Annotated in this window: 19 protein-coding genes; 5 read left to right on the forward strand and 14 right to left on the reverse strand. The window is 55.9% G+C overall.

The genetic code is table 11. The features are described 5' to 3' along the window. Positions 1-95: 95 nt before the first annotated feature. From ACN0RV_RS12225 to fabB, 3 genes are all read right to left on the reverse strand, one after another. The gene (locus tag ACN0RV_RS12225; protein WP_417347866.1) at positions 96-1,112 is read right to left on the reverse strand and encodes an aspartate-semialdehyde dehydrogenase; all 1,017 of its coding nucleotides are present in this window, start codon (positions 1,110-1,112) and stop codon (positions 96-98) included. Continuing rightward, positions 1,096-2,241, reverse strand: coding sequence for a 4-phosphoerythronate dehydrogenase (locus tag ACN0RV_RS12230; RefSeq protein WP_417347867.1), 1,146 nt, complete (start codon positions 2,239-2,241; stop codon positions 1,096-1,098). Before ACN0RV_RS12230 ends, ACN0RV_RS12225 begins: the two co-directional genes overlap by 17 nt. 103 nt (positions 2,242-2,344) lie before the next feature. Beyond that, entirely contained in the window at positions 2,345-3,565 is a 1,221-nt protein-coding gene (gene fabB, locus ACN0RV_RS12235) for a beta-ketoacyl-ACP synthase I (protein WP_417347868.1), read from the reverse strand. 125 nt (positions 3,566-3,690) lie between these two features. Between fabB and mnmC the strand changes: the two genes are divergently transcribed. Further along, positions 3,691-5,646 carry a bifunctional tRNA (5-methylaminomethyl-2-thiouridine)(34)-methyltransferase MnmD/FAD-dependent 5-carboxymethylaminomethyl-2-thiouridine(34) oxidoreductase MnmC gene (gene mnmC / locus ACN0RV_RS12240; protein ID WP_417347869.1) on the forward strand — a complete coding sequence of 652 codons (1,956 nt, stop codon included), beginning with the start codon at positions 3,691-3,693 and terminating at the stop codon, positions 5,644-5,646. A 78-nt stretch (positions 5,647-5,724) separates the two neighbouring features. Here mnmC and ACN0RV_RS12245 read toward each other — a convergent pair whose 3' ends face one another. The 7 genes from ACN0RV_RS12245 to prmB all read right to left on the reverse strand — a co-directional run bounded on the left by ACN0RV_RS12245 (position 5,725) and on the right by prmB (position 12,332). Next, complete coding sequence (locus ACN0RV_RS12245; protein WP_417347870.1) at positions 5,725-5,997, reverse strand: YfcL family protein; 273 nt, start codon at positions 5,995-5,997, stop codon at positions 5,725-5,727. Between the two features lie 9 nt (positions 5,998-6,006). After that, positions 6,007-7,119, reverse strand: coding sequence for an ATP-NAD kinase family protein (locus tag ACN0RV_RS12250; RefSeq protein ID WP_417347871.1), 1,113 nt, complete (start codon positions 7,117-7,119; stop codon positions 6,007-6,009). Positions 7,120-7,372: 253 nt separating this feature from the next. After that, positions 7,373-7,900: an elongation factor P hydroxylase gene (locus ACN0RV_RS12255; RefSeq protein WP_417347872.1), complete on the reverse strand. Its 528-nt coding sequence runs from the start codon at positions 7,898-7,900 to the stop codon at positions 7,373-7,375. Between the two features lies 1 nt (position 7,901). After that, a complete protein-coding gene (locus tag ACN0RV_RS12260) occupies positions 7,902-9,068 on the reverse strand; it encodes an MFS transporter (protein WP_417347873.1) in 1,167 nt (388 codons plus the stop codon). A gap of 6 nt (positions 9,069-9,074) precedes the next feature. Continuing rightward, on the reverse strand, positions 9,075-10,280 hold the full coding sequence (locus ACN0RV_RS12265) for an MFS transporter (protein ID WP_417347874.1): 1,206 nt from the start codon (positions 10,278-10,280) through the stop codon (positions 9,075-9,077). Then, on the reverse strand, positions 10,277-11,377 hold the full coding sequence (gene aroC, locus ACN0RV_RS12270) for a chorismate synthase (RefSeq protein WP_417347875.1): 1,101 nt from the start codon (positions 11,375-11,377) through the stop codon (positions 10,277-10,279). The genes ACN0RV_RS12265 and aroC overlap by 4 nt, the downstream gene beginning before the upstream one ends. Before the next feature lie 31 nt (positions 11,378-11,408). Next, positions 11,409-12,332, reverse strand: a complete 924-nt coding sequence (gene prmB / locus ACN0RV_RS12275) for a 50S ribosomal protein L3 N(5)-glutamine methyltransferase (protein ID WP_417347876.1) — start codon at positions 12,330-12,332, stop codon at positions 11,409-11,411. Positions 12,333-12,539: 207 nt separating this feature from the next. On the opposite strand from prmB, the gene smrB reads away from it, so the two are divergent. Next, on the forward strand, positions 12,540-13,070 hold the full coding sequence (gene smrB, locus ACN0RV_RS12280) for an endonuclease SmrB (RefSeq protein WP_417347877.1): 531 nt from the start codon (positions 12,540-12,542) through the stop codon (positions 13,068-13,070). Here the strand turns inward: smrB and sixA are convergent. Further along, the gene (sixA, locus tag ACN0RV_RS12285) at positions 13,044-13,517 is read right to left on the reverse strand and encodes a phosphohistidine phosphatase SixA (RefSeq protein WP_417347878.1); all 474 of its coding nucleotides are present in this window, start codon (positions 13,515-13,517) and stop codon (positions 13,044-13,046) included. The genes smrB and sixA overlap by 27 nt on opposite strands. A 373-nt stretch (positions 13,518-13,890) precedes the next feature. On the opposite strand from sixA, the gene ACN0RV_RS12290 reads away from it, so the two are divergent. The 3 genes from ACN0RV_RS12290 to ACN0RV_RS12300 all read left to right on the forward strand — a co-directional run bounded on the left by ACN0RV_RS12290 (position 13,891) and on the right by ACN0RV_RS12300 (position 21,965). Further along, a complete protein-coding gene (locus ACN0RV_RS12290; protein ID WP_417347879.1) occupies positions 13,891-16,674 on the forward strand; it encodes an insulinase family protein in 2,784 nt (927 codons plus the stop codon). Between the two features lie 140 nt (positions 16,675-16,814). Next, positions 16,815-21,095 (forward strand): EAL domain-containing protein, encoded by a 4,281-nt coding sequence (locus ACN0RV_RS12295; protein WP_417347880.1) that lies wholly within the window; start codon positions 16,815-16,817, stop codon positions 21,093-21,095. Positions 21,096-21,518: 423 nt separating this feature from the next. After that, positions 21,519-21,965, forward strand: a complete 447-nt coding sequence (locus tag ACN0RV_RS12300; RefSeq protein WP_417347881.1) for a hypothetical protein — start codon at positions 21,519-21,521, stop codon at positions 21,963-21,965. Between the two features lie 198 nt (positions 21,966-22,163). On the opposite strand, the gene ACN0RV_RS12305 is transcribed toward ACN0RV_RS12300, so the two are convergent. The 3 genes from ACN0RV_RS12305 to fadI form a co-directional block, all read right to left on the reverse strand. After that, positions 22,164-22,361 (reverse strand): hypothetical protein, encoded by a 198-nt coding sequence (locus tag ACN0RV_RS12305; RefSeq protein WP_417347882.1) that lies wholly within the window; start codon positions 22,359-22,361, stop codon positions 22,164-22,166. Positions 22,362-22,464: 103 nt separating this feature from the next. Beyond that, positions 22,465-24,588, reverse strand: a complete 2,124-nt coding sequence (fadJ, locus tag ACN0RV_RS12310; RefSeq protein ID WP_417347883.1) for a fatty acid oxidation complex subunit alpha FadJ — start codon at positions 24,586-24,588, stop codon at positions 22,465-22,467. Further along, positions 24,588-25,898, reverse strand: coding sequence for an acetyl-CoA C-acyltransferase FadI (gene fadI, locus ACN0RV_RS12315; protein WP_417347884.1), 1,311 nt, complete (start codon positions 25,896-25,898; stop codon positions 24,588-24,590). Before fadI ends, fadJ begins: the two co-directional genes overlap by 1 nt. Between the last annotated feature and the right edge of the window lie 452 nt (positions 25,899-26,350).

A 26,350-nucleotide genomic window follows, 5' to 3' on the forward strand; every position in this document is an offset into this window, starting at 1 on the left:
TCTAATTACAGCGATTTCAACACTATATCTTATCTGATTCCAGGACGACAGTTGTTGTGAAGCCGCGCCGGGCGCGGGCTTCACAATTCGTCAACCTAGAGGTAGTCGCGCACCAGAACTTCGGCAATCTGCACCGCATTCAAGGCAGCGCCTTTGCGGATGTTGTCCGCCACCACCCAGAGGTTCAGGCCACAGGGGTGACTGAGATCCTGACGAACCCGGCCAACAAACACCTCGTCCTGACCCGTGGCGTTGCCTACCTGGGTGGGGTAATCGATGTCCTCCTCCATCAGGGTCACACCCGGGGCCTGATTCAACAGCGCTTTCACCTCCTCCACCGAGGTGGGTTGACGGGTCTCCAGGTGAATCGCTTCGCCATGACCATGGAATACCGGCACCCGTACGGCGGTGGCATTGACCATCACCGAGGCATCACCGAGGATCTTCTGGGTCTCCCACAGCATCTTCATCTCCTCCTTGGTGTAGCCATTGTCCATGAAGGCATCGATCTTGGGCAGGCAGTTGAAGGCGATCTGGTTGTCAAATACCTCACTCTTCGCCGGCAGGCCGTTGAGCAGTTGGGCACACTGCTTGGCCAGCTCCTCGATGGCACGGCGCCCGGCACCGGAGACCGACTGGTAGGTGGTCACATTGATGCGCTCAATGCCGTACTGCTGATGGATCGGGTTCAGCGCCACCAGCATCTGGATGGTGGAGCAGTTGGGGTTGGCAATGATGTTGCGGTTACGGAACTCCTCCAGGGCGTGGGGATTGATCTCCGGCACCACCAGAGGCACTTCCGGATCATTGCGGAAGTGGGAGGTGTTATCGATCACCACACAGCCCTCATCGGCCGCCACCTCAGCCCAGCGCGCAGACACCTCTCCGCCGGCGGAGAAGAACGCCAACTCAACCTGGCTCCAGTCAAACTTCTCCACGTCCTCGACGGTCAGCTCTTCGCCCTTGAAGCTGACGCTCTTGCCGGCACTGTTGGTGCTGGCCAGAGGAAACAGCTGTCCTACTGGAAAATTCCGCTCCTCCAGGATCTGAATCAGGGTTTCACCAACGGCGCCGGTGGCGCCCAGAATCGCAACATTAAAGGCCTGTGCCATGAGGGTTCTCTCTTGTGTTAAATCCGAGTTGTGACCAGAGGCCGGCCTGCTGTGCAGGTCCCTCTATGGTCAGTGACATAAATTCCCGGCGCTCGAGGTGCGCCTTGCGCTGTCGGTCAAATCCGCCAGGCTGACTGAACCAAGCGCGAAAGCGCCGGTCCTGTGCATCGATGTCGTACACCAACCGAGCCAGCCTGGCCATGTCGCCCTGGCTGCCCAGATCAGCCAAACCTACCGAGCTGATACTGGATGGCGGCACATAGGTGCTCAGCGGCGGAACCTTGCTGATTCCCAGGGTCTGCGCCAATGTGTTCAGCAACAACCAGTTCCCCCTGAGTTTTGCCTCAACGCTGTATCCGGCAATGTGGGGGGTGGCGATGTCGGCCAAAGCCACCAATTCCGCCAGGGGATTAGGCTCTCCCTCCCACACGTCCAAAATCAGCCGGCAATCGGGACAGGCGCGCTTGTGGACAACCAGCGCTTCATTGTCCACCACCTCTCCCCGGCAGGCGTTCACCAGCCAGGCGTCGGGCTTGAGCATCGCCAGCCGATGCCCATCAAGAAGATGATAGGTGCAATCTTCGCCATCCCGATTCAGCGGCACATGGCAACAGATGATGTCCGACCGTGCCAGCAGAGTGTCCAAGTCGACAAAACTGCGCGGATCCCCCTGGCGCTGCAAAGGGGGATCATTGAGCAGCACTGTCATGCCCAGCGCCTTGGCCCGCTCTGCAGTGGCGCTGCCGGTATTGCCGGCGCCAATGACCCCAAGGGTGCGACCGCTCAGGCTGACGCCCAGCCTCTCAGCCAGGGTGAGCAGCGCAGTGAGCACATACTCACCGACCGACTGGGCATTACAACCCGGCGCATTACTCCAGGGGATCCCCCGTGCCTCCAGGGCCTGGGTATCGATATGGTCAAAGCCTATGGTGGCGGTACCGACAAATTGTAACCTGGACGCGGCTGAGATAAGACTCTCATCCACCTGGGTCACACTTCGTACCAGCAGGATATCGGCATCGCGCACCTGTTCAGCGCCAATATCACGCCCGGGATAAACGCGGATCTCCGCATGGTCGCCAAACATGGCATCCAGTGCCGGCATATTCTCATCTGCAACGATAATCATCGGTCAGGGAGGGGAGTGGGGAATACAGGAGGGGGAGTGTATCAAAAGCGAAGCCGGGATTCAGTATCCCGGCTTCGTTCAAGCGCTTGGCAGCTATCGGGGATTAACCCTTGTACTTGCGAACAATCAGGGTGGCGTTGGTGCCGCCAAAGCCGAAGCTATTGCTCATGAAGGTGTTCACAGGCTGCTCGCGGGTCTCGGTAACGATGTCCAGGCCCTCGGCTTCGGGATCCAGATTGTCGATATTGATGGAAGGCGCAATGAAATCATTGTCCATCATCAGCAAGCTGTAGATCGCCTCGTGAACACCTGCGGCGCCCAGGGCGTGACCGGTCATCGCCTTGGTGGCACTGATGGCAGGGCTGTTGCTACCGAATACTTCCTGAATGGCGCCCAGCTCTTTGGTGTCACCCACTGGCGTGGAGGTACCATGGGTGTTGATGTAATCGATGGACACATCGTCACCGGCCTGCTCCAGCGCCATCTTCATGCAGCGCACGGCGCCTTCGCCACTGGGAGCAACCATGTCATAGCCATCAGAGTTGGCACCGTAGCCGACGATTTCGCCATAAATCTTGGCACCGCGGGCCAGAGCATGCTCCAGCTCTTCAACCACAACCATGCCGCCGCCACCGGAGATGACAAAACCATCACGGTCAGCATCATAGGTACGGGACGCCTTGGTGGGGTCTTCATTGTACTTGGTGGACAGGGCGCCCATGCCGTCGAAGCCCATGGCCAGGGTCCAGTGCAGCTCCTCGGAACCACCGGCAAACACGATGTCCTGCTTGCCCAGCTGAATCTGCTCAACCGCGTTGCCGATGCAGTGCGCACTGGTGGCACAGGCGGAGCTGATGGAGTAGTTCACACCCTTGATCTTGAAGGGGGTGGCCAGACAGGCGGAAGCGGTGGAAGACATGATGCGAGGCACCAGGTAGGGGCCCACGCGGCGAACGCCCTTGCTGCGAAGCGTGTCGGCTGCCTGCACCTGGTTCAGGGAGGAGGCACCACCACAGCCGGCGATGATGCCGGTACGCAGGTTACTCACCTGATCCTCTTCGAGACCAGCGTCGTCGATGGCTTCCTTCATGGCGATGTAGGCGTAGGCAGCAGCGTCGCCCATAAAGCGCAGGGTCTTGCGGTCAACGTGCTCGGAGGTGTCGATCTTCAGATCGCCCCACACGCGGCTACGCAGGCCCAGTTCCTCAAATTGTTCTGAGTAGCTCAGGCCACTCTTACCAGCCTTAAGGGAAGCTTTCACTTCCTCGGCGTTGTTGCCAATACTGGAAACGATGCCCAGTCCGGTAATTACAACTCGCTTCATCGTTGTATCCTGTGTATGAAGATCTTTAAACCGCCGTCATCTTAGCCTGTTTTACAAGCTGAACTGGTCGGCTTTCCCCCCTCGGGGTTAGAATGGCGTCTCAAAATGCAACAGTGAGTACCCCAGTGAATTCCATCAGCCACGCCAAACTGGATTGGCGCGACTCCGACACCCCGGTCTCCATCGAATTCGATGATGTTTACTTCTCCACCGTCGACGGTATCGACGAGACCCGGTATGTATTTATGCAACATAACGGGTTTCCGGAGCGATTTACAGAGCACCCCCATGACACTTTGGTCGTGGCTGAAACCGGTTTCGGCACCGGCCTGAACCTGATGGTGCTGTGGCACAGCTTTCGTCAGTTCCGCCAACGCCACCCCGACGCCCCCTGCAAACGGCTGCACTTTGTCACCATGGAGAAGTATCCGGTCACTGGGGCGGATCTAGCCAGGGCCCACCGTTACTGGCCGGAGTTTGCCGACCAGAGCCGCCAGCTTAAAGCCGCCTACCCCATGCCGCTGCCGGGCTGCCACCGTATGGAGTTTGACCAGGGTCAGGTGGTGGTGGATCTGTGGCTCGGTGACGTCAATGAGTGTCTGGAACAGATGCACGCACCCGCCCAGGGCATCGTCGATGTATGGTTCCTCGACGGATTCACCCCCAGTCGCAACCCCAAGATGTGGCAGGAGCAGTTGTACCTGGAGATGGCCAGGCTCAGCCGCAAAGGGGCGAGCTACGCCACCTTCACCGCCGCCGGACACGTTCGCCGGGGCCTGGAGAAGCAGGGTTTTAGCGTAGTCAAAGATCAGGGATATGGCATCAAACGGGAGATGATCTCCGGCCACTTCGCCACAGAGAAGCCAGAGACTCGCACGCCACAGGAGGTGGCGATTATCGGCGCTGGCGTGGCCGCCGCCCACACCGCACTCAGCCTGGTCCAGCGGGGCATCAAGGTGACCCTCTACAGCCAGGGGGCCCAATCCGCCGACGGTGCCTCCGGCAACCGGCAGGGTGCCCTGTACCCCTTGATGAACCTGGCAGAGGATGGCCTCAGCACCATCTACCAGCAAGGGTTTCTGCTCGCCCGCCAGCGCCTGAACCGACTGGTGGAGGCTGGCCACAGTATCGACCATGACTGGTGCGGCGTGCTGCAACTGAGCCAGAATGAAAAGGATGCCGAGAAGCTCAACCGCATCGGCGCCGCGGGTTTTCCCACCGAACTGGTGCACCCGGTGGATCAGCAGACAGCCAGTCACATCGCCGATCTGCCTCTGGACCGGGGGGGGCTTTACTTCCCCTACGGAGGATGGCTGGCCCCAGAGCAACTGATCCCTGCCCTGATTAACCAGGCCCAGGAGACCGGGCTGCTGAACTGCCACTGGAATCACCAGTTGATCAGCCTAAGCCGTGAAGCCGGGGAGTGGCAGCTTGATTTTGGCGACACCCTCGCCCGCCACCCGCATCTGGTGATCTGCATGGGCCACGCCAGTGCAGACCTGTCCCAGACGGCCCCTTTACCCCTGCAACCGGTCAGAGGCCAGATCAGCGCCCCTGTGGCAGATGACACCCTGTCCAAGCTGAAGACGGTGCTCTGTGCCGATGGGTATCTGGTGCCAGCCCTGGACGGCCGTCTGACCAGTGGGGCCAGCTTCGTCAAGAACAGCCGGGATACTCAGTGGCACCAAGAGGACGTTGAGGAGATTGTCGGTCGCATGAGCAACAGCTTCGGCGGCAGCAACTGGTTGCCAAAACTGCAGTTGGATGACAGCGGCCGCGCCGCCATTCGCGGCTCGGTACGAGACCACTTCCCCCTGATGGGCCCCCTGCCAAATTGGTCTCTGATAGAGAGCACTCCTGCACATTGGCGTCACAAGTCTCTGCCAAACCAGCCGGGTCTGCATCTGGTGTCTGGCCTGGGGTCCCGGGGCCTGTGCAGCGGTGCCCTGATGGCCGAATCCGTGGTGTCGCAGATCTGCGGAGAACCTCTGCCCCTGTCCGAGCAGCAGTTGCAGCGTCTGCTGCCGGGACGGTTCTGGCAAAGACGCATCAATAAGGGCCACCCACCGGTTCCCCAATAGCCCTATCTTCAACGACTTTCAGATAGAAACAGAAAAGGCTCCCAAGGGAGCCTCTTCGGTTTCGGCACACGACAGTGCCTAGTTCTGGGCCAGTCGCTCCAGCAGTTGCTGCCAGGCGTTGCGCACCAGCGCCAGATCTTCCGGGGCCAGTTCGCTGCTGGCGTCATCCAGACGGGTGCCCATGTCCTGAGCCAGCACCTCAAGCAGCCCCTGCTGGCTGTCTTCCAGAGTGCTCAGGCTCAGTGCCAGGTGTCCCTGCAGGTAGCCACTGGCAAACACCTGGTCATCACTGCCCTGCTCCACCATCTCGGTCATCCACTGGTTCGCCAGCAGTTCAATTTGGTCTAACATCCACCCTTCCTACGCTAATGGGTACAACACTTCATCGTGATAACCGGTGATAACGGGGTACCAACCGGCCAGCTGGGCATCCAGCTCCGGGTCGCCAGTATCGGCGATCATCGGCCTTCCCTCAAGCGCTTCGAGCTTGGCTTTGGTGGCCAGCACCAGGATATTCTCCCGGCCTACGGCGCGAATCAGCTGCGGGCTCAGCTGTTGGTTGCCCCGGCCAAACAGGTGCCCTTGCCCACCAATCAGGGTCACCACCAGTTTGGTGGGCCGGCCTTTGACCTGGCTAATAAGCTGATCTGCTGTCATATCCTGCCCCAGCACCTGATCTTCAACGATCAGATCTACCCCGAGCAGGGTGTTCTCCAATCCCAGGTGCTCCATCACCGCGGCCACGGTCGAGCCTGAACCCATGATGTACTGCCACTGGTCATCCAGCCGCTCCTGAAACTCTGCACTGATGTCATCCAGCACCAGGGCTTCCACCTCAACGCCCCCCATCTTAACCGCCTGCACATAATGCAGCGCCTGGGGAATACGCATCTCACCATAGTGACGGGCCCGGACCTGGCCCTGGCGAAACGCCTCCTCGTCGATGTCCCTCACCTCCGCAAGCTCGGTGGAGAGCAACTCACCGCGGATCATCTTGGCCACCACCTCACCGCTGGCCTTGGGGGTAATGCCATAGACCCCGGAGTGGATTTTCACTCCGGCTGGCACACCCAGCACAGGCTGACGGTCGTGCACCTGGGCACAGATATCCCGGGCAGTGCCGTCGCCTCCGGAAAAGAGGATCAGGTCGACCCCTTTGTCCATCAGGGCCTGAGCCGCCAGCTTGGTGTCTGTATCCCGGGTGATGTCACTGCATCTGTGCACCACTTGTGGGCGATAACCCAGGCTCTCCAACAGCGTCTGGCCCATGGGACCGGAGGCGGTCAAGAGCTCCACTGTGTCACTGAGCGCCTCTATCTGCTCCAGGGCGGTGGCCATTCTCAGGTGCGCCTTTGGCTTGGCGCCCAGCGCCAGTGCCTGCTCGGCCATGCCATCGCTGCCCTTGAGAGCAACGCTGCCCCCCAGGCCCGCCAACGGATTGATGATCACCCCGAGTCTGAATTTTCTGTTCATCCTTGCCTTCAGGTTTGTTGACCTTTACTGATTGTTTTTGTCCTAACATTTGACGGTTATGGGTTCAAAGCGCTTGGTGTTTGCTCAAGACAGCAATGAACTCTGATAACTCGCTGCGCCCGGCGGGGCTGGCCTGACTACCGCCACTCTGCGTTGTTCGATTCTGACGTAGAACCACTATGGCTGCAATCGAATGCCTTGATTGCTGGCCGGCATGCTCAATTCAGTTCCAACCCGCAAAGATTACCAAGCCTTAAAAACTGAACTGCCCCGGCGTCAGGGGCGCGGTGCCGTACTCGTTGCCAAGGTCATCAATCAGTGCCTGGGCCCGCACCGGAAAGCCCTGCTGCAGATAGATCAGGGCCTGCTGCTGCACCCTCGACTGAAATCCTGAACGGTCCACCTCTGCGCCCCCCAGGTTGTCCACACTGACATTGAAATGGCGCCCGGCAGCCAGATGAAATGCCCACTCGATGGCCTGGGGCTTTACTTCCACCTTCTCAAACGCCAGCTGCTGCGCCTCACTGCGCCCATCAGGGTGATACCAATAGCCGTAATCCAGCAACTGGCGGCGAGCGTTTCCGGCCAGAGTCCAGTGAGCCAACTCATGAAGGGCACTGGCATAAAAGCCGTGGGCGAAATAGATCCGATGACAGGGGCAGTATGGGTCCGCCGGCAGATAGAGAGGTTCACTGCCCTGATCGATAAGCAGGGTGTTGTATCTTTTGCCCAGCCCCTGATTAAACAACCGGGTCAGGCGTCTGTTCTCTTTGCGTGTCACCTCAATGCATCATCCTGTTGTTGTAGTGCAGCGCCTTGGAGACCAGGGCAGCCAGCAGAGAGGTCAACGCCAGCCCCATGGCCAGCCACCAGATCTGCTCAGGGTGGCTCTGCCACAGATGGCCACTGATGTAGATGCCCAATGCCCCACCGCCACTGAACGACAAACTGCGGTACAGCGCCTGGGCCCGACCCTGAATGCCTGCTCTGAACTCATGATGGATAAACTGCATAGCACACACATGGGCCAGAGAGAAGCTGGCAGCATGCAGCAGGTTGGCCAGCAACTGTCCCCAGGGGGAGTCCATCTCTGCGGTAAGGAGCCAACGCAGCAGGGCCAGCATACCACAGGCGATCATCAGCCAGTCCAAAGGCACCCGTCGAAGCAACCTGGGAGTAAGGGCAAACAGTACCACCTCTGCCACCACTCCGGAGGCCACCAGAACTCCGGCCAGGGATTCGTTGATCCCCAGAGTTTGCAGGTAGAGCACATAGAAGCCGTAGAAGGGACCGTGACTGGCGTTGAGGCAGAAGGCAAACAGCATAAACAGAGCAACCCGGGGCCAATGGATCCCTCCCCAGTTTCCCCCCGCTGGTGCCTGATGGGTATCGCCCCCACTGCGCAGCGGCAGGGCGAAGAGCAACATCAGCACCAGCAGACCACTGCCTATCCAGGGCATCAGGGCGACGCTCCAGCGCTCGAACAACCACCCTGCCAGGGCAACCATCACCAGAAAACCGAGGCTGCCCCAGGTACGAACCCTGCTATAGCGCTCGACTCTGGGACTGAGCGCCGTCAGCGTCAGTACCTCGAGTTGGGACAAGATGCTGCTCCAACTGAAGCCAAACAGCAGCAGGGCTGCCGCGGTCGACCAGAAGCCCTGGGCCAGAAACAGGCTGGCAAACCCCAACAGCGATAGCACCACGCCCAATTTGGTCACCAATGCTCGCCTGCCCGGACGGTCCGCCAGTGTCGCCCACAGGTAGGGTGACACCATGGCCATGACCATCTGTGCCGCCATCAGGGTGCCAATCTCCGGAGCCGAAAACCCCCTCAGTTTCAAAAACACCGCCATGAAGGGCACGGTCAGTGCCTGCATGGCAAAGTAGAACAGGTAGTTTGCCGCCAGCAACTGTCGTTGCGGCTGCCAGAAACGGCTCTCGTTCATGGTTCTCTAACTGGCTGCGGACTCCGCACAGGCACGTTCCGGGATGCCGGGCTCGGCCGTCCGAAGGTTGTATCTGCACGAGCGTGACACACCGGCCGCCAGCAAAGAGACCAGAGCCAGAGCCATGGCCAGTTGCCAGACTCTCTCAGGCTGCTGCGCCCAAAGGTGGCCACTCAGGTAGATGCCCAGGGCGCCTCCGCCACTGAACGCCAGGCTGCCGTAGAGCGCCTGAACCCGCCCCTGAATCCCCGGATGAAACTCATGATGAATAAACTGCATGGCACAGGCGTGGGCCAAAGCAAAACTGGCGGCGTGGAGAAGTTGAGCCGGCAACTGCCCCAGGGGCGTCATCATCTGAGAGGTCATGAACCACCTGAGCAGGGCCAGCAGGGCGCAGGCGATCATCAGTCGGTCCAGAGAGACCCGCCGAAGCAAACGGGGCATCAGGGCAAACAGAGCCACCTCGGCAAGAACACCGGAGGCAACCAGCAGGCCGGCCACAGACTCACCGATCCCCAGAGTCTGCAGGTAAAGCACATAGAAGCCATAGTAGGCGCCATGACTGGCATTGAGACTGAAAGCGAACAGCAGATAGAGCAGCACCTTGGGCCAGTGAACCCCCTGCCAACTGCCTTGGGACGCCTCAGCGGCTTCACTATTGCCATTGCTCAGCGCCAGGGTGAACCAGAACATGGCTCCCAGAACGGCCACCCCAATCCAGGGCAAAAGACCGGCATCCCACTGATCAAAGGCCCAACCTGCGGCGATCACCATCGCCAGGTAACCCACACTTCCCCAGCTGCGTACCTTGCTGTACAGCTCGGTTCGAGGTTTCAGCGAAGATAGGGTCAGCACCTCCAACTGGGCCAGGATTCCGCTCCAGCTGAAACTGAAGGCCACCAGGGCGGCGGCGGTGGACCAGAAATCCTGGGCCAGAAACAGCCCTGAGAACCCTAACAGTGCCAACGCCAGGCCGGCTTTGGCGACCAGGGCCCTGCGACCGGTGGCGTCCGCCAGAGAAGCCCACAGATAGGGCGAGATCATGGCAGTGGCCATCTGCACCGCCATCAGGGTGCCAATCTCCGGTGCGTGGAATCCGCGAAGGTCCAGATAGATCCCCATGAAGGGGACGGTCAGCCCTTGAATGGCAAAGTAAAACAGGTAGTTGGCAGCCAACAGCTGACGCTGTGGCTGCCAGAATCCAGTGGTCATTTGGTTGTCATGGTCAGGGTGGGGGTGGATACGGACACATCGGCGTTCTGAGCACGATGACGCAGCAGATGATCCATCAGGGTGATGGCCATCATCGCTTCGGCAATGGGCACGGCACGAATCCCCACGCAGGGATCATGGCGTCCACGAGTCACCATTTCGGTGGGGTTGCCCTCGAGATCGATGCTCTTGCCCGGCACCATGATGGAGGAGGTCGGTTTCAGCGCCAGGTGAGCCACCACAGGCTGACCGCTGCTGATCCCACCCAACACACCGCCGGCGTGGTTAGAAGTAAAGCCTTGTGGAGTCAGCTCATCCCGATGTTCACTGCCGCGCTGCTCAACCACATCGAAGCCGTCACCCATGGCCACCGCCTTCACCGCATTGATGCTCATCAGGCTGTGGGCCAGATCCGCATCCAGACGATCGAAGATGGGCTCACCCAGTCCAACGGGAACACCGTTGGCCACGACGGTCACCTTGGCACCGATGGAATCGCCGCTTTTCTTCAGGTCCCGCATAAACTGATCCAGAGCATCAAGTTTGGAGACATCGGGGAAGAAAAAGGCGTTTTGCTCCACCTGGGCCAGATCCACCTGCTCCGCCTTGATGGGACCCAGTTGAGACAGGTAACCACGAATCTCGATACCGTGGACCTGAGCCAGATATTTCTTGGCAATGGCACCGGCCGCCACACGCATGGCGGTCTCCCGGGCGGAGCTGCGGCCTCCGCCACGGTAATCGCGAATGCCATACTTGTGATGGTAGGTGTAATCCGCATGGCCGGGGCGGAAAGTCTTGGCGATCTCCGAATAATCCTTGGAGCGCTGATCCGTGTTCTGAATCAACAAGCCGATGGGGGTGCCCGTCGTCTTGCCCTCAAACACTCCGGACTGGATGGAAACCTCATCGGCCTCCCGCCGCGCCGTAGTATAACGGGAGCTTCCTGGGCGACGGCGGTCCAGATCATGCTGCAGATCCGCCTCGCTCAACTCAATGCCGGGGGGACAGCCATCCACGATGGCGCCCAGAGAAAGACCGTGACTCTCACCCCAGGTGGTCACAGTAAAAAGTTTACCTATCGTATTACCAGCCATTCCCCAGCGGCACTCCCATATTTAATGATGACTACTTGAAGCTTTCTTGGTGCTCCACCAACTGCTCTCGAGTGAGCACAAACACCCCGTCGCCGCCGTTTTCAAACTCAAGCCAGGTAAAGGGAACCTCTGACAACTGCTCGGCCAGGGCGACCCAGGAGTTACCCACTTCCACCACCAGCACACCGTTGTCATTCAAATGATCCGCGGCTTCGCGCAGGATGCGGCGAGTCAGATCCAGACCATCGTTACCCGATGCCAGCCCCAATTCGGGTTCGTGATGGAACTCCTCAGGCAAGTCAGCCATATCATCGGCGTCGACATAAGGGGGATTGGACACAATAAGATCATACTTCTGACCTGGCAAGGCATCGAAGCAATCGGACTGGATTGGGAATACGCTGTGCAGCATCCCATGACGCTCAATGTTGATTTGAGCCACGTCCAATGCGTCGGTGCTGATGTCCACAGCATCCACCTCTGCCTCGGGAAATGCGTAGGCACAGGCGATGGCGATGCAGCCGGAGCCGGTGCACATATCCAGCACACGATGCACCGGCTTGTTGTACATCCAGGGAGTGAACCCCTTGTCTATCAGCTCGGCAATGGGCGAACGTGGCACCAGCACCCGCTCGTCGCAGAAGAACTCCAGGCCGGCAAACCAGGCGCTGTTGGTCAGGTAGGGCACGGGAGTACGATCCCGGACGCGACGGATCACCATCTCGGCGATCTTGTGCTTTTCACTGCTGGTGAGTCGGGCACGGCGCACCTCATTGCCCAGTTCCAGGGGCAGATGCAGACAGTGCAGCACCAGGGCTACCGCCTCGTCCCAGGGGTTGTCGGTGCCATGGCCATAATAGATGCCGGCGTCGTTGAAGCGGCTGACGGACCAGCGCAACATATCTTCAATGGTCTGCAGTTCAGTCACTGCTTCGTCGATAAAAATCTTATCCACCAGGAAAACCCTAAACTTGAGGAAACCGGCACATTGTAACCCGCCCCATGACGGATTACGATTGCATCCTTTATCCCTAGGGGGTGTTGACCGGTATCAGGGGACGTGGCGCTTATTCTGATTCGGAACGCCACTGGACGATTTTCAACGCCCTTAAACAACCAACACCAACGACCAACACGCCTAGCAGGCCTGAGCGGAGACTTTATGAGCCAGGAGAAAGACGACCAGCTGTTTTCCGAAATGATGCAAGGGATCAAACCCCTCAGTCAGGACAAGCACCACCATAGGAAAACAGCCAAGTCTCGGGTTGTGGTCGAAGAGAAGCAGCAGCGCCAGATGGCAGACACCTTCTTCTCTGACGAGTACCAGCCCGCCATGCCGGACAGCGGCCCAACCCGTTTCGTTCGCGAAGGCGCGGACCCCTTCGAGTTAAAGAAGCTGCGCAGGGGAGATTACCCGCCGGAATTGATGCTGGATCTTCATGGTTACCGTGCCCAGGAAGCCAGATTTGAGCTCATTGCCCTGATAGAGGAGTGCAAAAAGCAGCATATCGACTGTGCCTGCATCATGCATGGAATCGGAGGGGGAGTGCTCAAGCAGCAGGTGCCCGCCTGGTTGGCGCAGCACCCGGACGTCATCGCCTATCACCAGGCGCCCCTGGAGTGGGGGGGAGACGGGTCACTGCTGGTTCTGGTGGATATCGGTCAGTCAGAGGAGAACTGGCATCGTCGGTGACTTGAGCCACTTCAGTTCGGCGCCAGGGTCACTTGTTACCGATGCCACCGCGGCGGTGGCGAACAAGGGTGGCTCAATCCCCGGAACAAACTCCCGCACCAGGTAAGCCAGAAGCGGCATATGAGCCACTGCCAACACCCGCTCAGCACCATGGGTGTCAGCGTAAGCCATAATGACATCGTGACTGAGCGCGGGATCGGCATTGGGCACCAATTCGTCCAGGGTTTCCACCTGGACCTCCTCCGGCAGGACCGACTGCAGGCAGATCCAGCTCTGTTGGGCACGGACATAGGGACTCACCAGAACCAGGTCGCACTGAGACAGCTCCTGGGCCAATTTGGCCCCCATATGCATCACCTCCCTCTGGCCGAGATCGGTCAGGGTTCTCTGACTGTCCACCGAGGCATCAAACCCCGCTTCGCCATGACGCATCAGATATAGCTGCATAGATACCCCAAAAATCGCTCGCCGCCAAAGGCCTGCTGGCCCCAGCGAATTCGTGGCTTCTGTCTACTATGACCGGCGATCTCAATCCCGATGCTTATGACAGATCAAGAGGGGCATTCTATAGAAAGCCCGCACTATTGTTAACTCTAACTCTCACCCTGGACAAAAAGCGCCCACTCACCCCAAAAACCGACCAATTACAAAGTGATTCATTTTGGTTTTCCCTCCGTAAAGGGTATAAGCTAACAAAAATGCCACGTTCGCAGTCAGCTTTAACTAGGCTTATCACTAATAGAACCAGCATGCGCATTGCCCTTGTTGTCTCCGGCGCAATACTTAAAGCACTGCGGTAGGCCCATAGGACTCAACATCAATGCCAGAACTGATCGTCAGCCCTAACGATAACAAGAAATACGCTCAGCTTACCCTAGACAATGGCCTAAGAGTCCTCCTTATTCAGGACCCGGCTGCCAATAAATCCGCCGCCGCCATGGCAGTCAACGTCGGCCACTTTGATGATCCCGAAGACCGGGAGGGGATGGCTCACTTCCTCGAACATATGCTGTTCCTGGGAACAGAAAAGTACCCCCCCCCGGGAGATTATCAGCGCTTCATCAGCAGGCATGGCGGCAGCCACAACGCCTGGACCGGCCCAGAGTTCACCAGCTACTTCTTTGACATCAACCACGACAGCTATGAAGAGGGGCTGGACCGATTCAGTCAGTTTTTCACCGCGCCCCTGTTTGACGCCCATCTGGCGGACAAGGAGCGTCAATCCGTGGACTCTGAGTTCAAGATGAAACTCAGGGATGATGTAAGGCGCCTCTACCAGGTTCACAAGCAGACCGTCAATCCAGAGCACCCCTTTGCCAAGTTTTCCGTGGGTAATCTGCAGACCCTGGAAGACAGAGGTGGCAGACCGGTTCGGGAGGAGTTGCTGGAGTTCTATCAGCACCACTACTCTGCCAACCTCATGACCCTGGTTATGGTCAGTCTGGCCCCGTTGGACCTGCAGGAAACCTGGGCCCGTGAACGCTTTTCCCAAATAGAAAACCGCAACATCACCAAGCAATATCCGAACATCGAGCTCTACACCGATGATCAGCTCAATATCGAAGTCAAAGTCACACCGCTTAAGGCCCAAAGGCGTCTCACCGCCACCTTCCCATTGCCCGGCGTAGACCAATGGTATCACCTCAAGCCCCTCACCTTTCTTGCCCACATGCTGGGTTATGAGGGGCGCGGCAGCCTGCTCTCCCTGCTGAAGCGCCGAGGGCTGGCCACCAACCTGTCCGCCGGGGGAGGCATCAACGGTTATAACTTCAAAGACTTCAACATCAGCTTCCAGTTAACCGAAAAGGGCAGTAACGAACAGGACACCATTCTCGGACTGATGTTTCAGTACATAGAGATGGCCAAGGAGCAGTGCCTTGAACCCTGGCGTTATGACGAGCGAAAAACCCTGTTGGATCTGGCCTTCCGCTATCAGGAAGCCAGCAAGCCCATGGATCTCGCCAGTCACCTGGCCATCAATCTGCACCACTACCCTGAGCACGACATCATCTATGGCGATTACCGCATGGATCAGCTGGATATCCAGCTGGCCAGGGATCTCCTGGGCATGATGCACCCCGGCAGGCTCAGGCTGCAATTGGTGTTACCTGAGCTTGAGACCGATCAACTTGCCAAGTGGTACAACACTCCCTATTCGGTGCACCCCATCACCCAGGAGAGGCGCGCCAGTTGGGCCGCGGTTCCCGAGTCCGACGAGCTCAGCCTTCCCGGGCCAAACCCCTATATCGTTAAAGAGATTCAGGCTCGTCATGAGGAGCCGGACTCATCGGTGCCCCAGGTGGTATTCGAAAAGCAGGGATTTAGGTTGTGGCACTTCAAGGACAGCGAATTCAACGTTCCCAAGGGGCACTTGTTTATCGCTCTGGACAGCGATGAAGCGCACCGAACGACCCGGGCCGCGGCGCTGACACGCCTCTACATAGCCATGCTGCTCGATGATCTCAGCGAACGTACCTACGCCGCTGAGATTGCAGGGCTCAGTTACAACATCTATCCCCACCAAGGGGGACTGACCCTGCACCTCACAGGGTTTACCGGCAAACAGCAGGAGCTGCTCAACCTGCTGTTAACCCAGATCAGAAAGCCCAACTTCCTGCCAAGGCGTTTCAACGACACCAAAGCAAGGCTGATGCGCAACTGGCACGCGGTACGAAACGCCCGTCCCATATCCAAGCTGTTTAACAGCCTGACCGCCACCCTTCAGCACCGCAGTTTCGAACCATTGCGACTGGCAGCGGGGCTGGAAACCGCCACCCTGGAAGAGCTTCACGAGCACATCAGCCACATCTATCGCCAGATCAGCATCGAGGCTTTTGTCTACGGAGACTGGCTGCGCTCCGAAGCAGATACCCTGGCCGAAGATCTGCACAATCAGTTGATCAAGTTCAGTGCTCCGGGGCCAGAGGTGATCCGCGAACTGGTGAGCATCGAGAAACGAGGCACCATCTTACGGGAGTTGCCGGCAGAGCATCAGGACAGCGCCATCCTGGTATACTACCAGTCCCGTCAGCACACTCCGGAAAAGGCGGCCATGTTCAGCCTGCTGAATCATGCCATGAGCTCCAATTTCTTCCACGAGCTCAGAACCAAGCAACAACTGGGTTACATGGTGGGCACCAGCTATGTGCCGCTCAATCACTATCCAGGCCTGATGTTCTACATCCAGAGCCCTGTGGCCAGCCCGTTGCAGCTCATTGAAGCCATTGATCAGTTTATCGCCGATTTCAGCTATGCCCTGATGCAGATTACTCATGACCAGTGGCAGGCAACCAAACAGGGGCTGATACGTCAGATCCTCGAACCGGACGCCAACATCAATGCCAGGGCACAACGGCTGTGGACCAGCATAGGAAACCACGACAACGACTTCGGACTGCGCCAAAGGATAGCCGAGGAGATCGATACCCTGGAGCGGGCAGACATGATTCGTTTTATCGTCAGTCGTATGAAAGCCAAAGTGCCCGACAGGCTGATCCTGTTCAGCTGCGGGAATCAGCATCAGGGCCAGTCTGTGATTGAGGGTTCAAGCAATATTGAAGATCTGAATCGATTTAAGTCGGAAACCGGTCGCTTTTCTATCTAGCAACAGACGCGCACGGAGGTCATGGCCATGGATGAGGCCTTAAAACCCTTGCTTACAGATGCCCCCTGTTCATTCAGAGTGGGTCATGCTAGGTTCGATACACTGCTCTTACATAAGATAAATACACAATAAATACAGACATGACTTTAAAATCAGTTATTGCTCTGGGCCTCTCTTTGTTACTTTTGTCGCTCCCTATGAGAGCCGACTCACTGCAGCCCGTTACCAAATTCCAGCACCTCTCTACTGCGCAGGGTTTAAGCCAGTCTGTAGTTACTTCCATTGCCCAAGACAGACTCGGCATGCTTTGGGTAGGAACCCTCGAAGGCCTCAATCGATTCGATGGACACCAATTCAGAACATTTCGCCACCAGCAAGAGGATGGTAACAGCCTAAGCTCCAACACAATTTTGGATCTGATTTATCTAAATGATAGCGATACCTTGGTCATCGCCACGCAAACGACTCTTGATACCTATAACATCCTAGAAGATCGATTTAGAACACTAGACACTCCCAAAGGGATGAAAGTTAGCCACCTTCATAAGGAAGGAGATACGGTTTGGGTAGCTTCTAACATCGGAATATTCAGCTTAAACACGAAAACAATGAAGCTGGAAAAGATGATCGACAGTATTAATGCTGTTAAATTTATCCCATTTAAAAGTGGTGGTATTGCCCTGCTATATGATGGAAGCTTAGTCGTTCAAGGAGTGGACATAGAGCTTCCAGAAGGAACTTCATTCACCGATATTGAAAAATCTAATTCACATCTTCTACTTCTGAGTGAAGAAAACATTTTCATTATTGATGACAATGAAAAACCAAATAAAATTCATCTTGGAAAGGGTTTCCAAAAGATCAAGCATAACCCTCAAGATAATAGTGTTTACGCCGTATCAAGAAATGAGATATTTTCTTTCGACCTTAACACTAAGAACAACCAGGAAAGACATTACCAAAATCAGAGTGAGGCAATGGCTATTACTGTCGTCCAGTTTGATAATGACAGCAATTTACTCATAGGGACTAATGGTAATGGTGTTTTTCGAAAAAGCAGCAAAGATAAAATGGTGGAAAAGCTGTCTAACTCCGAACTTAGTGATATCTGGGGCGCACACCAGTTCGGCGAAAATCTACTTCTGGTTGAAAACGACCCTATAATCAACCTGTATGATCAATCATTCAAATTAGTTCAAAGTATTGACACTGGCATATCCGGACCTAAGGGGATCAACGAGTTTTCTGGTCGACTCCTTATCAGTGGCAGGAATAAGATGCTGATTGTTAAGGAAGACCTCTCGATGGAAGTCTTGCATCATCCCGCGACTTTCAGCGCTATTATCCCTGACCCTTATTCTGGTCAGTTGTACTTAGGCACAGTAGAACATGGTCTAATGATGCTGATCGATATAGAGGGGAACCCAAGAGTTGAAAAAGCGCCAGTAGATCGCCAAATCAATATGCCAATCCTAAATGGACTGGCCACGAAAAAAGCTCTTTTTATTGGCACTCAAACTGGCGCGGTACAATTAACCAAGCTTAATGACGCCTTAATTAGAAATGGCGAATTCCTTAAAGGAAAAATTGTATCAGGTATCAAGCACTCTGAAGGAAGAGTACTTGCACAATCTTTGGATAGTGGAATTTTCAATATTTCCAGCAATGGTCAAGCCAAGCTGTTTAGCGACCTTAACAATCACATAGCTTACTCTTTTGAGGTAACGAAAGATCGCATTATTAGTGCTACTTCCGGTGGCTTAGTTGTAATCGATAAAAATCGTGGTGAGATCCTAAAAATATTCGGCACAAAACAGGGTTCACTGAATGACTTTAACGGCATGGCTTCGGGAAAGTTCTACGAGACCTTGATTTTTGGTGGTAGCGAAGGCATTAACCTGGTATCTGACATCAACAAGTATAGAGAACAAAGAATAGCTCCAGTACTAACTTCATTTAGGGTATTCAACAAGGATGTCAATGTTGGGACCAGCCTGTCTCAATCAATTCCTTTCGCAAACTCCGTTCACTTAAAGTACAGCGATTATCCCTTCTCTTTTGCTTTCTCATCTCCTCGAGAAGCCATGGATCACGATCTTCAGTACTTTTATCGTCTTCAGGGGTTGGACGATCACTGGCTTGAGGCCAATGGCAACGCCCGGGTAGCCACTTACACCAATGTGCCTTATGGAAAGTACACCTTCGAAGTAAAGAGCTCAGATGAGCTCGGCCATGAAAGTCCTGTGCGCAGCCTGGAGGTGATTATTCTGCCCCCCTGGTGGCTGTCTAACGTCGCCAAGGGCCTGTACGCCTTACTTATTCTGGCCATGATCTATCTGGCATTGCGCTCTATACAGCAGCGGCGCATGGTGCAGCTGCGAATTGCCCAGAGTGAAGAGCGCCTCAAACTCTCCTTGTGGGGCAGCGGCGACGAGATGTGGGACTGGGACATCCGCTCCGGCAGAATCTACCGTTCCAATATCTGGGGCACACTGGACTTCCCTCAGGACGGCCAACGCAGCACTCCAACAGACAATGGCAACATCCACCCCAACGACAGGGAGAGGGTAAAGAGCGCCCTGGATGCACACTTTAACGGCAAGCTGGATCACTTCGAAGCGACCTACAGAGTCAGAGACAAGCAGCACAATTGGGTGTGGATCCTTGACCGGGCCAAAATCGTAGAGCGAGACGGAGAGGACAAACCGACCCGTATGACGGGGACCATCAAGGACATCAGCAAGCTCAAGGAAGCCGAGGAGCGACTCACCATCTTTGCCCGGGCACTGACCAACATCTCCGAGGGGATGTTCATCCTCGATGCCAATTTCCGCTATCTGGAACTGAACGACAGCGCCTGCCAGATTCTTGGCCACGAACGCCGAGAGCTTACTGGCAGTCCTCTAGCACTGGGAGAACTGGATGCCAGCTACTTCCAGGAGATCTCCAATATCGTCAAGATTCAGGGGAACTGGGCTTCCGAACTGGAGCACCTTCGCCCAGATGGTCGCCATATCCACCTGGATGTGGTCATCGACCTTATCAAGGCCGAAGACAACCAGCCAAGCTACTTCGTAGGAATCCTGACAGACATTACCCACAGGAAGCAAAACGAAACTGAGCTAAGGCGTTTGACCAACAACGACGTACTGACCGGCCTGCCCAACCGCACCTATCTGCAGATCAGCCTCGATGCCAGGATAAAAAGGGAAAACGCCCACTGTCTCTTTGTGTTCGACTTGGATAACTTTAAGCGCATCAATGAAACTCTTGGGCACGATGTTGGCGACAGCCTTCTATGCCACGTCGCCAATCGCCTCAACTCTCAGCTTGCGAACGAGTGCGAACTCTATCGATTGGGCGGGGATGAATTCGCCGTCATCGCAGACAACGACTCCTCCATCAAGAACGCCACTAAGATCGCCACCCGAATTCTGGAAACCTTTGAGCAACCCTTCCTGATTGAGGAGGAGGAGATCGTGGTCAAAGCCAGTATCGGTATTGTCAGCTACCCGGAGGATGACTCAGATCCACACGCACTGCTGAGAAAAGCCGATCTGGCCATGTACCATGCGAAGAGCCAGGGTGGGCAGTGCTTCCAGTTCTTCAACGACTTTATGAATCAGGATGCTGTCCGCCGCTTTGAGGTTGAGGCGATGATTCGCCAGGCTTTAAGGGAGAACTGGTTTGAGTTGCACTACCAGCCCAAGATGGCCATGGCCGATGAGTCCATCTTCGGTATGGAAGCGCTGGTTCGACTCAACCACCCCACCCAGGGACTGCTCTATCCCGACAAATTTATCTCCCTGGCGGAGGAAACTGGCCTGATCGCCGACATCGATACCTGGGTACTGAGAAAGGCGTGTGAGACCGCTCAGCAGTGGCGCAAGCAGGGGCTGCTGAAGGGACGCATTGCGGTCAATATTTCCAGTCAACAATTTGCCTCCAAAGAGCTGTGTCAGCGCCTGGCGACCATTCTGGAAGAGACCGGTCTGCCTCCAGAGTGCCTGGAACTGGAGATCACCGAAGGAACCGTCATTGAGAGGCCCGACGAGGCCATCTCAATTATGCGCGAGTTGAATCAGATGCATATTCATCTGGCCCTGGACGATTTCGGTACCGGGTATTCTTCATTGTCCTATCTGAAGAAGTTCCCTATCCATACGCTCAAGATAGACAAGTCCTTCATTGATGACATCGCCATCTCTGATAAGGATATGAAGATGGTGGACTCCATTGTCACCATCGCTCACAACATGAATCTGCAGGTAGTCGCCGAAGGGATAGAAAATCTATCGCAACTTACTGTTTTGAAAGCTCTTAAGTGCGAATTGATCCAAGGCTACCATTTCAGCAAGCCTCTGAGAAAAGTCGATATAGAACATAGACTTAAAAATGAGAAGGAAAAGTTAATGGTGTGATCTAGAAAAGTTACCACCAGTTCAACTTTGGCACGCCCATTGCTGAGTCCTTGCCGACTAATTTTTATTTTCGGCAAGGACAAACGCCATGAAAACAGCAATGAAAACTCTGGTTATCGCCATCGCATCCGCCACCGCTTTCTCTACTTCTGCCTTCGTAAGCCATGCCGAAAATGGTAACCAAGCCACGAGCAAAGTTACCGGCTCTATTCCTTGGGTTAAGCCTGTCGAACAAAACAATGCTGGCGGGATTCCTTGGATCAAGCTCTCCGAGCAAGAAATCGCTGGCGGCATTCCATGGATCAAGCTGTCCGAACAGCAAGTGGCCGGTGGCATCCCATGGATCAAGCTGTCCGAACAGCAGGTGGCCGGTGGCATCCCATGGATCAAGCTGTCCGAACAGCAGGTGGCCGGTGGCATCCCATGGATCAAGCTGTCCGAGTGGCCGGTGGCATCCCATGGATCAAGCTGTCCGAACAGCAGGTGGCCGGTGGCATCCCATGGATCAAGCTGTCCGAGCAGCAGGTGGCCGGCGGCATCCCATGGATCAAGCTGTCCGAGCAACAGGTGGCCGGTGGCATCCCATGGATCAAGCTGTCCGAGCAACAGGTGGCCGGTGGCATCCCATGGATCAAGCTGTCCGAGCAGCAAGTGGCCGGTGGCATCCCATGGATCAAGCTGTCCGAGCAGCAAGTGGCCGGTGGCATCCCATGGATCAAGCTGTCCGAGCAGCAAATGGCCGGTGGCATCCCATGGATCAAGCTGTCCGAGCAACAGGTGGCCGGTGGCATCCCATGGATCAAGCTCTCCGAACAGCAAGTGGCGGGCGGCATCCCTTGGATCAAGCTGTCCGAACAACAAACCGCCTAAGTTAACCACCCAGGATATTCACCCTGACAGAGGAGCAGTATGATGATCAAAATGGTAATCACACTTCTGAGGGACTCACTGGTTCGCAAGCCTCGTAAGCGAATCAAAGCTGAATTGGATATCAGAGAAGTACCGGCAGGAAGCTGGTGGTCCTAAAGACCGACATGCAGAACACGAGTAAAGGAGCCATCGGCTCCTTTACTTTATGTTCCACAGCACATCACCCTGCTTAAGCGAACGGCGAAATGCCAGGTTGGCGTGAACCCTGAACAGGGGCCACAACATGGGGCCGACAAAGAAGCCAGCAACTCCCCACCTTTTGGGGGACAGGCCACTTTTTAAAGCCTCCGCATAGAAGAAGGCTGAGCTGGCACACATCAGCAGTAACCACAACATACTACGCACCATGAGATTGCAAGGCTGGCCATTATATAGTCAGTCAGATGAGCAGCCAATAAAAAAGGCAGCCAGGGCTGCCCTTTTAAAGCGACTGCCAATATCAGGCGTAGAAGCGCTCATCAGCGGCGGCCATAGCCAGCAGACGCTCACAGGGCGCAAAGCGGTCACCGAAGCGAGCCTCGTACCCTTTGAGGAGGTCGACCAAGCGCGCAGGCCCCAGGCTGTCGATGTAACGGAACGGGCCTCCCAGGAAAGGGGGGAAGCCAATGCCAAAGATGGCACCGATGTCGCCGTCACGAGCACTGGCGATGATCCCTTCATCCAGGCAACGTACCGCTTCATTCAGCATCTGAACGACGCAACGTTCGGCCAGCTCTGAATCCGACAATCTTCCGTCAGGGGTAACGCCAAGAACCTTGTAAACGCTTTCATCGACTGGTTTTTTGCCTTTTTTCTTGGCATCAAACTTATAAAAACCCTTACCGTTCTTCCGGCCTTTGCGGTCATCCGCCAAAAGTTTGGCGAAAGCTGGGGGGGAAGCGAACCTCGATCCCAGTTCCGCCTCCAAAATCGGCGAAATTTTGGCGCCCACATCAATACCAACTTCATCCAGAAGTGTAACTGGACCTACAGGAAAACCGAATTTAACCAGTGCTTTATCAAGTTTATCTATAGGTTCACCCTCTAAAACAAGGTTTGCAGCCTCATTCATATAGGGTGCTAAAATGCGATTTACATAGAACCCAGCGCAATCTTGAACCACAATGGGTGTTTTCCCCTGTTTCTTTGCAAAAGCCACCGTAGTGGCAATGGTTTCAGGCGAGGTGCCTTTGTGGGCAATCACCTCCACCAGGGGCATCTTCTCTACCGGGGAGAAGTAGTGCAGACCGATCACCTTGTCAGGTCGACTGGCAGCCTCGGCGATCTGGCCTATGGGCAGAGAGGAGGTGTTTGACGCAAAGATAGTCTCGTCACCGCAGTGCTGTTCAACATCCTTAACCATCTGATGTTTAAGATTAAGGTCTTCAAACACCGCTTCGACAACCATGTCCACATCCTTCACGCCGGAGTAATCAACGGTCCCGGTCATCATGTTCATGGTCTTGTCACGATCTGCGGCAGAGAGATGACGTCGCTTCACCTTTTTGTCCAGCTGTTTCCAGGTGGAAGCCAGGGCTGCGCTGATCCCCTGGTGACCGATATCCTTGATGCGTACAGGGACCTTAGCCTTAACGGCAGTCACATTGGCGATGCCTCCGCCCATCAAGCCCCCCCCAAGGACCATGGCTTTATTAACCTTGGAAGGCTCGACCTCTCCCGCGCCGGTCTCCTTCTTCATCTCTGTGGTGGCAAAGAAGATAGAGCGCAGAGCGGCGGACTCCGGAGACATCACCAGATCAGCAAAGTGGCCCGCCTCCATCTTGAGCCCCTCTTCCAGGTTACCGGAGGACGCTTTGACGCACTCGATGATCTTAGCCGGAGCAGGATAGTTGCCCTGGGTCTTCTTCATCACCGTCTTCAGGGCCTGGTCGTAGATGACGTTACGCCCCATCGGGGTCATCTCCAGAACTTTCTCAATACCTTTGAGCCTGGGCTTAGCGGACTTCCGCTTGCCTTTGGACACCCACTTCTTGGCCGCTTCCAACAAGACTGTGTTAGGCACCATCTCGTCAGCCACGCCAAGCTTCACCGCCTGCTTGGGGCGCAGCTGCTTTCCGGTGAGCATCATATCCAGAGACTTGGCTATGCCCACCAGCTTGGGCAGACGCTGTGTCCCGCCACCGCCAGGCAGGATGCCCAGTTGTACTTCCGGCAAGCCCAACACCGTTTTCGGACTGTTGCTGATGACCCGATAATCACAGGCCAGTGCCAACTCCAGGCCTCCGCCGAGGCAGGGCCCATTGATGGCCGCCACCACAGGCACGCTCAAGGCCGCCAACTCATTAAGGAGCTTATGGCCATCCCGCGACAGCTTGTAGACATCTTCCCTTGTCTCACAGGCAGCCAACATATTGATGTCGGCACCGGCAATGAAGGAATCGGGCTTGCCAGAGGTGAAGACCACGCCGGACAAATCACTTTGACTGCCCAGGAAATCCAGAATCTGACGAACCTCCTCACCAAACTCGCTGCGCAGCGTGTTCATGGTTTCACCAGGAACATCCATGGTGATCACGGCAATCTTGTCGTCGCCCACCACTACCTGAAAGCTGTTAGTCTTCATTATTCCACCTCCAGAATCATGGCTGCACCCAGGCCACCGGCGGCACACGCCGTAGTCAATCCGATACCGCCTCCGCGGCGCTTAAGCTCATTACACATCTGGGTGATCAGTCGACCACCTGTGGCGGCAAAGGGGTGGCCATAGGCCAGCGAGCCCCCCATCACATTGAACTTGGCCATATCGATTTCACCGATGGCATCGCGTCGACCCAACTTCTCCTCGGCAAACTTCCTGGACTCAAACATCTTCATATTGGCCAGTGCCTGGGCGGCAAAAGCCTCATGCATCTCGATCAGGTCCAGATCCGCCAGGGTCATGCCCGCCCTATCCAGGGCAAGGGGGGTGGCGTAGGAGGGTCCCATCAGCATGTCGTCCCAGACATCTATAGCTGCAAAGCCCCAGCTGCGGATGTATCCGATGGGGTTGTAACCCAATGCCTTGGCTTTGGATTCCGGCATGAGGATCAGCGCAGAGGCGCCGTCGGTCAAAGGTGTGGAGTTCGCTGCCGTTACCGAACCGTGCTTTTTGTCGAACACCGGTTTCAGTTTGGCCAGTTTTTCAGCCTGGATATCGGCACGAATGTTGTTGTCCTCGCTGATGAAGCTCTTATAAGGAGGAACATGGCAGGTCATCACCTCGTTCGCCAGGTTGCCCGCCTTCCAGTTCTCCGACGCCAGCTGGTGGGAACGCACGGCCATGGCATCCTGATCGGCTCGGCTGATCCTGTGGGTCTTTGCCATCTGCTCTGCGGTCTGTCCCATGGAGATGCCGGTAGAGTATTCAGCCACTGCGGGAGGCACGGGGGCCAGGTCTTTGATACTAAGACGCTTGAAAATCTTCAGACGGTCACCCAGGCTGCGAGCCTTGGTCAGGTCCACCAAAGCCCTGGCCAGCTTGGTGGATACGGTAATAGGCAGCACTGAACTGGAATCCGAGCCTCCGGCAATGCCCACCTCCACGGTGCCAGCCAGAATCGACTCAGCCACATTCACCGTAGATTGAAACGAGGTCGCACAGGCCCGAGTCACACTGTAAGCATCCGTATGGACATTCATACCCGTGCCCAAAACGATTTCACGGGCAATATTGGGCGCCTTAGGCATCTGAATCACCTGTCCATACACAACCTGGTCCACCAGCTTGGCATCCAGGTCGTTGCGGGAAAGCAGTTCAGCCACCACCATCTTGCCCATATCCAGGGCTGAGACCCCATGAAAATCCGTGGCCTGACGTGCAAAGGGCGTTCTCAATCCCGCCACAATCGCAATGCGGTCGCCGTTGCGGGTTTTGACCTCTTGTCTTGTTGTCATCCTTTATCCTCTCGATCTACCCAAAGTGCTCCGCCCGTCAGCCTCTCCTGAGGCAAGGTCGGACCAGTAAAGTGTGATCTGATTCTAACTTTTCGTGGCGAAGTTTCAAACAAACATATTGAATAAAAGCTCTAACCAGATGAATGCACTGATAAAAAGACAGTTATATTCACCATTGGAGAGGCTACGTGGACAAAGATCAACGAAATTGTGTTTGATTTGCAGCTGCTCCCTATCCTCTTTCGCCTCTTTATCAACCAAAGGCCACTGTCGTTCGTATAGATAGAACCCTTTATGTTGCGAAAATAGTCACACGGCTCAGAAAAATCGAAATAGTACTTGAGCTCTTCGCTCAGTTCGCTATAGTGCATGGCCTCGGACGCGGGGTGGAGCAGCCTGGTAGCTCGTCGGGCTCATAACCCGAAGGTCGTCGGTTCAAATCCGGCCCCCGC

It is taken from the genome of Ferrimonas sp., from assembly GCF_048263965.1.
Taxonomy (GTDB): domain Bacteria; phylum Pseudomonadota; class Gammaproteobacteria; order Enterobacterales; family Shewanellaceae; genus Ferrimonas.

Bases quoted from the DNA above. Each gene is read 5' to 3' on its own strand.
- ACN0RV_RS12225 (WP_417347866.1), bottom strand. From the start codon at position 1,112: ATGGCACAGGCCTTTAATGTTGCGATTCTGGGCGCCACCGGCGCCGTT.
- ACN0RV_RS12230 (WP_417347867.1), bottom strand. From the start codon at position 2,241: ATGATTATCGTTGCAGATGAGAATATGCCGGCACTGGATGCCATGTTT.
- fabB (WP_417347868.1), bottom strand. From the start codon at position 3,565: ATGAAGCGAGTTGTAATTACCGGACTGGGCATCGTTTCCAGTATTGGC.
- ACN0RV_RS12245 (WP_417347870.1), bottom strand. From the start codon at position 5,997: ATGTTAGACCAAATTGAACTGCTGGCGAACCAGTGGATGACCGAGATG.
- ACN0RV_RS12250 (WP_417347871.1), bottom strand. From the start codon at position 7,119: ATGAACAGAAAATTCAGACTCGGGGTGATCATCAATCCGTTGGCGGGC.
- ACN0RV_RS12260 (WP_417347873.1), bottom strand. From the start codon at position 9,068: ATGAACGAGAGCCGTTTCTGGCAGCCGCAACGACAGTTGCTGGCGGCA.
- ACN0RV_RS12265 (WP_417347874.1), bottom strand. From the start codon at position 10,280: ATGACCACTGGATTCTGGCAGCCACAGCGTCAGCTGTTGGCTGCCAAC.
- aroC (WP_417347875.1), bottom strand. From the start codon at position 11,377: ATGGCTGGTAATACGATAGGTAAACTTTTTACTGTGACCACCTGGGGT.
- smrB (WP_417347877.1), top strand. From the start codon at position 12,540: ATGAGCCAGGAGAAAGACGACCAGCTGTTTTCCGAAATGATGCAAGGG.
- sixA (WP_417347878.1), bottom strand. From the start codon at position 13,517: ATGCAGCTATATCTGATGCGTCATGGCGAAGCGGGGTTTGATGCCTCG.
- ACN0RV_RS12290 (WP_417347879.1), top strand. From the start codon at position 13,891: ATGCCAGAACTGATCGTCAGCCCTAACGATAACAAGAAATACGCTCAG.
- ACN0RV_RS12295 (WP_417347880.1), top strand. From the start codon at position 16,815: ATGACTTTAAAATCAGTTATTGCTCTGGGCCTCTCTTTGTTACTTTTG.
- ACN0RV_RS12300 (WP_417347881.1), top strand. From the start codon at position 21,519: ATGGATCAAGCTGTCCGAGTGGCCGGTGGCATCCCATGGATCAAGCTG.
- ACN0RV_RS12305 (WP_417347882.1), bottom strand. From the start codon at position 22,361: ATGTTGTGGTTACTGCTGATGTGTGCCAGCTCAGCCTTCTTCTATGCG.
- fadJ (WP_417347883.1), bottom strand. From the start codon at position 24,588: ATGAAGACTAACAGCTTTCAGGTAGTGGTGGGCGACGACAAGATTGCC.
- fadI (WP_417347884.1), bottom strand. From the start codon at position 25,898: ATGACAACAAGACAAGAGGTCAAAACCCGCAACGGCGACCGCATTGCG.